Raw genomic sequence first — 4,901 nt, 5'->3', positions numbered from 1 at the left:
GCGAGCTGCTCGAACCAGTATTTCGCCACCATGCCGGCATAGGCCGCTGTGCCGCAGCCGATCACGACCAGCCGGCTGAGGCCGGCCCAGTCCAGCGCCTCTGCCGGCGAGACCACGCCGCTGCGGTCGGGGGCGAGATAGCGGCCCAGCACGTGGCCGAGCACCTCGGGCTGCTCGAAGATCTCCTTGAGCATGAAATGGCGGTGCGCGCCCTTCTCGACCAGGCCCGACTCCACCGCGACGGTCTCGACGGGGCGCGGCACGGGGCGGCCGGCGAGGTCGAAGATCTCGGCCCCCGCGCGGGTCAGCACGGCCCAGTCGCCGTCCTCGAGATAGGTGATGCGCGAGGTCATCGGCGAGAGCGCGATGGCGTCGGAGCCGACGAACATCTCATCCTCGCCCCAGCCGACGGCGAGTGGCGAGCCGTGCCGGGCGGCGATCATCAGGTCGGGCTCGCCGCGGAACAGGAAGGCCAGCGCGAAGGCGCCCTTGAGCCGGGGCAGGGTGGCGCCCACGGCCGCCTTCGGCGTCAGCCCGTGCGCCATCTCGCGCGCGACCAGCTGGGCCACCACCTCGGTGTCGGTGTCGGTGGCGCAGGCGATGCCGTCGGCCTCGAGCAGCGCGCGCAGCTCGCGGTAGTTCTCGATGATGCCGTTGTGCACGACGTGCACCGGGCCGGCGGCGTGCGGGTGGGCATTGTCGACATTGGCCGTGCCGTGCGTGGCCCAGCGGGTATGGCCGATGCCGGCGGTGCCGGGCGCGGGCTCGGCGCGCAGCACCTTGATCAGCTCGCCGAGCTTGCCCACGGCGCGGCGGCGGATCGGCTCGCCGTTCTCGAGCGTGGTCAGCCCGGCGCTGTCATAGCCGCGGTATTCGAGCCGCTTCAGCGCGTCGAGGATGCGCGGCGCTGCCTCGAGCTGGCCGAGGACCCCGATGATTCCGCACATGTCGCTGCTGCCCCTGCTTGCCCCTGGTTGCCCTTGGTTGCCCCTGCGCGTCAGGTCTTCTTCTCGGCCCGCGCCTTCAGACGCGCGCGCAGGCGCGCCCCGTAGCCCTCGCGGATGGTCTGCGGCGCCCGCGCCAGCGCCAGCGCCTCGGCCGGCACGTCGCGGGTCACCACGGTGCCGGTGCCCACATAGGCATTGTCGCCCACCGAGACCGGCGCGATCAAGGCGGTGTTCACGCCGATGAAGGCGCCCTGGCCGATCCGGGTGCGGTGCTTGGCGAAGCCGTCGTAGTTGCAGGTGATGGTGCCGGCGCCGAGATTGGCGCGCGCGCCGACCGTCGCGTCGCCGACGTAGGCAAGGTGGTTGGCCTTGGCGCCCGGGCCGATCAGCGCGTTCTTGACCTCGACGAAGTTGCCGATATGGGCGCCCTCGCCGATCTCGGCGCCCGGGCGCAGCCGGGCGAAGGGGCCGATGACGGCGCCCGGGCCGACGCGGCAGCCCTCAAGGTGCGAGAAGGCGCGGATCTCGGCGCCGTCGGCGACCGAGACGCCGGGGCCGAGCACCACATGCGGGCCAATCGTCACGTCGCGCCCGAGCGCGGTGTCGAAGGAGAGGAAGACGGTCTCGGGCGCGAGCATGGAGGCGCCCGCGAGCATGGCCTCGCGCCGGGCGCGGTCCTGGAACAGCGCCTCGGCGCGGGCGAGCTGAACGCGGTCGTTGATGCCCAGCGTCTCGGCCTCGGCGCAACGCACCAGGCGTGCGGCGAGGCCCTCGGCGCGGGCCAGCGCCACGATGTCGGTGAAGTAGTACTCGCCCTTGGCGTTGTCGTTGCCGACCTGGGCGAGCAGGCGGAACAGAGTCGCCGCGTCGGCCGCCATCACGCCGGAGTTGCAGGTGCGGATGGCGCGCTCCTGGGCCGAGGCGTCGCGCTCCTCGACGATGCGCAACAGCGCATCGTCCGCGCCGGTGACCATGCGGCCGTAGCCGCCGGGCTCGGCCGCCTCGAAGCCGAGCGCTACGAGCTCGGCGCCGGCGGCGCGCGCCGCGCGCATTCGCTTGAGCGTCCCGGCGGCGAGGAAGGGGGTGTCGGCGTAGAGCACGAAGACGTCGCCGGCAAAGTCGGCCAGCGCGTCTTGCGCCTGGCGCACGGCGTGGGCGGTGCCGCGCTGCTCGGCCTGCTCGCAGATCTGCGCATCCGGGACCAGGGCCCGGGCGGCCGCGGCCACCGCCGCGCCGCCGTGCCCGACCACCACGGCGATGCGCGCGGGCGCCAGCGCCTGCGCCGCGCGCATGGCGTGGTGCAGCATGGGCGCGCCACCGATCGGGTGCAACGCCTTGGGCAGCGCCGAGCGCATCCGCGTGCCCTGGCCGGCGGCCAGGATCACCGCGGCGGCCGGTCGTGTTGTCTGAATGCTCATTCCTGCCCTATACCGGGAGCCGGGCGCGCGAGGAAGGGGCGAGGGGCCCGGTCCGGTGCAAAGGCGACTGCGGGTCCGTGCATCGGGCCCGGGTCGGAGCGGAGGCAGGGCTGAAATGCGCATGAACGGATGTGCGGCAGGGGCGGCCGGGGGATCGGCCGGCGCCGCCGTGCGCGCCGCGGTGTTCGATCTCGACGGCACGCTGGCCGACACCTCGGCCGACCTTCTGGGCGCGGCCAACGCGGTGCTGGGGCCGGCGGGGCTGCCGCTGCTCGACCTCGCGCGCGACCGCGCCCATGCCGGTCGGGGCGGGCGCTCGATGATCCGCCGCTCGCTGTCGCTGCTGCCCCAGCCGCCCGAGCCCCGCGTCGTCGAGGCGACGGCCGAGGCGCTCTATCCCGGGCTGCTCGCGGCCTACGAGGCCCGGCTGGCCGAGCACACCCGGCTCTACGACGGCGTCGTGCCCTGCCTCGAGGCGCTCGAGGCGGTGGGCTGGCGGCTGGGCGTGTGCACCAACAAGCCCGAGCGGCTGGCGCTGGCGCTGCTCGAGCACCTGGGCGTGCTGGACCGCTTCGCCGCGGTGCTGGGGGCGGGCTCGGTGGCGGTGATCAAGCCCGACCCCGAGCACCTGCGCGAGACCGTGCGCCGCGTCGGCAGCGTGCCCGAGCGCGCGGTGATGCTGGGCGACACGCGCACCGACCTTCTGGCGGCGCGGGCGGCGGGAATGCCCTGCGTGCTGATGCGCTTCGGCTTCGCCGCCGAGCCGATGGACGAGCTGGCGCCCGATGCCGTGGTCGACCACTACGACGAGCTGGCCGAGGTGCTCGAGCGGCTGTGCCCGCGGCCGGCCGAAACCGCTTGACGCTCGCGCGCGGGCCCCTTTATTAGGTGGCGCCGGCGACAGCCTGCGGGCGGTTAGCTCAGTTGGTAGAGCACAGTGTTCACATCGCTGGGGTCACTGGTTCAAGTCCAGTACCGCCCACCACGCAGTCCCCGAAATCTCCGTCCTCTCCGGTCGCTGTGAAAAGACCCGTAATTTCCGTGCGTTAGCCGACAGGAAACGGCACATCCGCGACCGTCCGGGGTCCTGAGACGCGATTCGGGGCCGATTTTCCACCTCCTGCTCAGTTCGGCATTTTGCGTGACCCCACCCCCCGTCCTGCAGGGGTTGCAAGGACTAACCTTGCTGAACGACCGAAGCGCCGATCGTCGGCGCTCCACGAGCTGCTCCATTCGCCTGGGTCCGACGTGACGGGAACTAGGTGAACCCGAGCACGTTGCGCTGATCCGCCCATCGGATCGGCAGTGAGCCCAGCCGCTTCAGACCGCTGGCGGTCAGGCTGGCGGGCTGTCGGCCCTCGAGGATAGCCTCGACGATGTCGGGAGCGAGGAAGGCGACGGGCAGGGCACGGGTAATATGGCGGTGATCGAGCCCCTCCTCCCTGGCGAGCGCGCGGATCGATGTGACGTCACCGTTGCGCAACCGCTCCATCCATCTGTGTGCATTGCCGATCAGCTTGATGAGTGTCCGGTCGGGACGCGCGGGGACAGTGTCGCCGAGCACCAGCCGGGTCTCGACCCCGCGCTTGCGCAGGGTAAGCGGGCGCTCGCAGGTCAACCGCTGGTCGGGGTCATCGGCATCGGAATGTAGATCGAGCTCTCGCCCCAGCGCGGTCCGCGAGATCGAAAGCCGGATGTTCTCCGGGCCGATGGTGATCCGGGTCGAGAGCTGTGTCAGGAGGCAGCGGAGCGTCGCCCGGTCGGCCTTCTCGACTGCCGTAGCAAGAGCATCGCAGCGGGTCCGGAGTTGCCGATGGTCGGAGGCGGTGGCGCCTTCGGGCAGGAGGCCCCTCGTCTGCTCGCTTCGCAACAGCTCCGTCAGCGCGGAGATCACAGCCCGTTCGACCGGCTCCGCCGGCAGACGCCACGCATCGGGATGGTCCGCCGCGAGGCCCGCGGCCAGCCGGCGCGAGACGTAGTAGCGGTAGCGGATGCGGGCGGGACCCTTGGAGGCGTGATCCGGGCTGAGCGCCTCGCCGTTCGCAGTGAACAGCATACCGGCGAGCGGGCTCGGGACGGATGCGTTCAAGGCGCTGCGGCGGTGGACCGCCTGCCGGTCGAGCTTCTCCTGCACGGCATCCCAGAGGCCGCGGTCGATGATCGGCAGGTGCTGACCGGGGTAGCGCGTGCCCTTGTGCTGCACCTCGCCTAGATACAGCGGATTGCGCAGGATGATCGCCAGGGCCCCGCGCGTGAACGGATGTCCTCCGACCCGCTCGCCGGCCCTGCTCGTTCGCAGCTTCGAGACGATGCCCGCCCGTGCGAGTGCGACCTGCAGGTGCCGGATCGTGCCGACGCCAAGATAGCGCTCGTAGATGCAACGGATCGAGGCCGCTTCCGCCTCGTTAACCACGAGCTTGCGCTCCCTCACGTCATAGCCGAGCGGCACCGGCCCGCCCATCCACATACCTTTCTTCTTCGAGGCGGCAATCTTGTCGCGGATGCGCTCGGCGGTGACCTCGCGCTCGAACTGGGC

At 71.8% G+C, this 4,901-nt stretch carries 4 protein-coding genes and 1 tRNA gene; 2 read left to right on the top strand and 3 right to left on the bottom strand.

Annotated elements, in window-relative coordinates; all coding sequences use genetic code 11:
- Window positions 1-947, bottom strand: a 947-nt coding sequence (locus AC32QD_RS16590) for a glutamine--fructose-6-phosphate aminotransferase (protein ID WP_492011622.1), incomplete at its 3' end; no start/stop codon positions are given.
- A 50-nt stretch (window positions 948-997) separates the two neighbouring features.
- On the bottom strand, window positions 998-2,365 hold the full coding sequence (glmU, locus tag AC32QD_RS16585; protein ID WP_492011621.1) for a bifunctional UDP-N-acetylglucosamine diphosphorylase/glucosamine-1-phosphate N-acetyltransferase GlmU: 1,368 nt from the start codon (window positions 2,363-2,365) through the stop codon (window positions 998-1,000).
- A 121-nt stretch (window positions 2,366-2,486) separates the two neighbouring features.
- Between glmU and AC32QD_RS16580 the strand changes: the two genes are divergently transcribed.
- Window positions 2,487-3,227, top strand: a complete 741-nt coding sequence (locus AC32QD_RS16580; protein WP_492011620.1) for an HAD-IA family hydrolase — start codon at window positions 2,487-2,489, stop codon at window positions 3,225-3,227.
- Between the two features lie 47 nt (window positions 3,228-3,274).
- Window positions 3,275-3,350 (top strand) — tRNA-Val (locus AC32QD_RS16575).
- Window positions 3,351-3,623: 273 nt separating this feature from the next.
- Here the strand turns inward: AC32QD_RS16575 and AC32QD_RS16570 are convergent.
- Window positions 3,624-4,901, bottom strand: a 1,278-nt coding sequence (locus AC32QD_RS16570) for a recombinase family protein (RefSeq protein WP_492011619.1), incomplete at its 5' end; no start/stop codon positions are given.

The sequence above is a fragment of the Thermohalobaculum sp. genome (assembly GCF_058622915.1).
The sequence above is the reverse complement of the archived record's forward strand: the minus strand, read 5'-3'. Positions and strand labels throughout refer to the sequence as shown.

Coding starts and splice junctions, on each gene's coding strand:
- glmU (WP_492011621.1), bottom strand. CDS start 2,365: ATGAGCATTCAGACAACACGACCGGCCGCCGCGGTGATCCTGGCCGCC.
- AC32QD_RS16580 (WP_492011620.1), top strand. CDS start 2,487: ATGAACGGATGTGCGGCAGGGGCGGCCGGGGGATCGGCCGGCGCCGCC.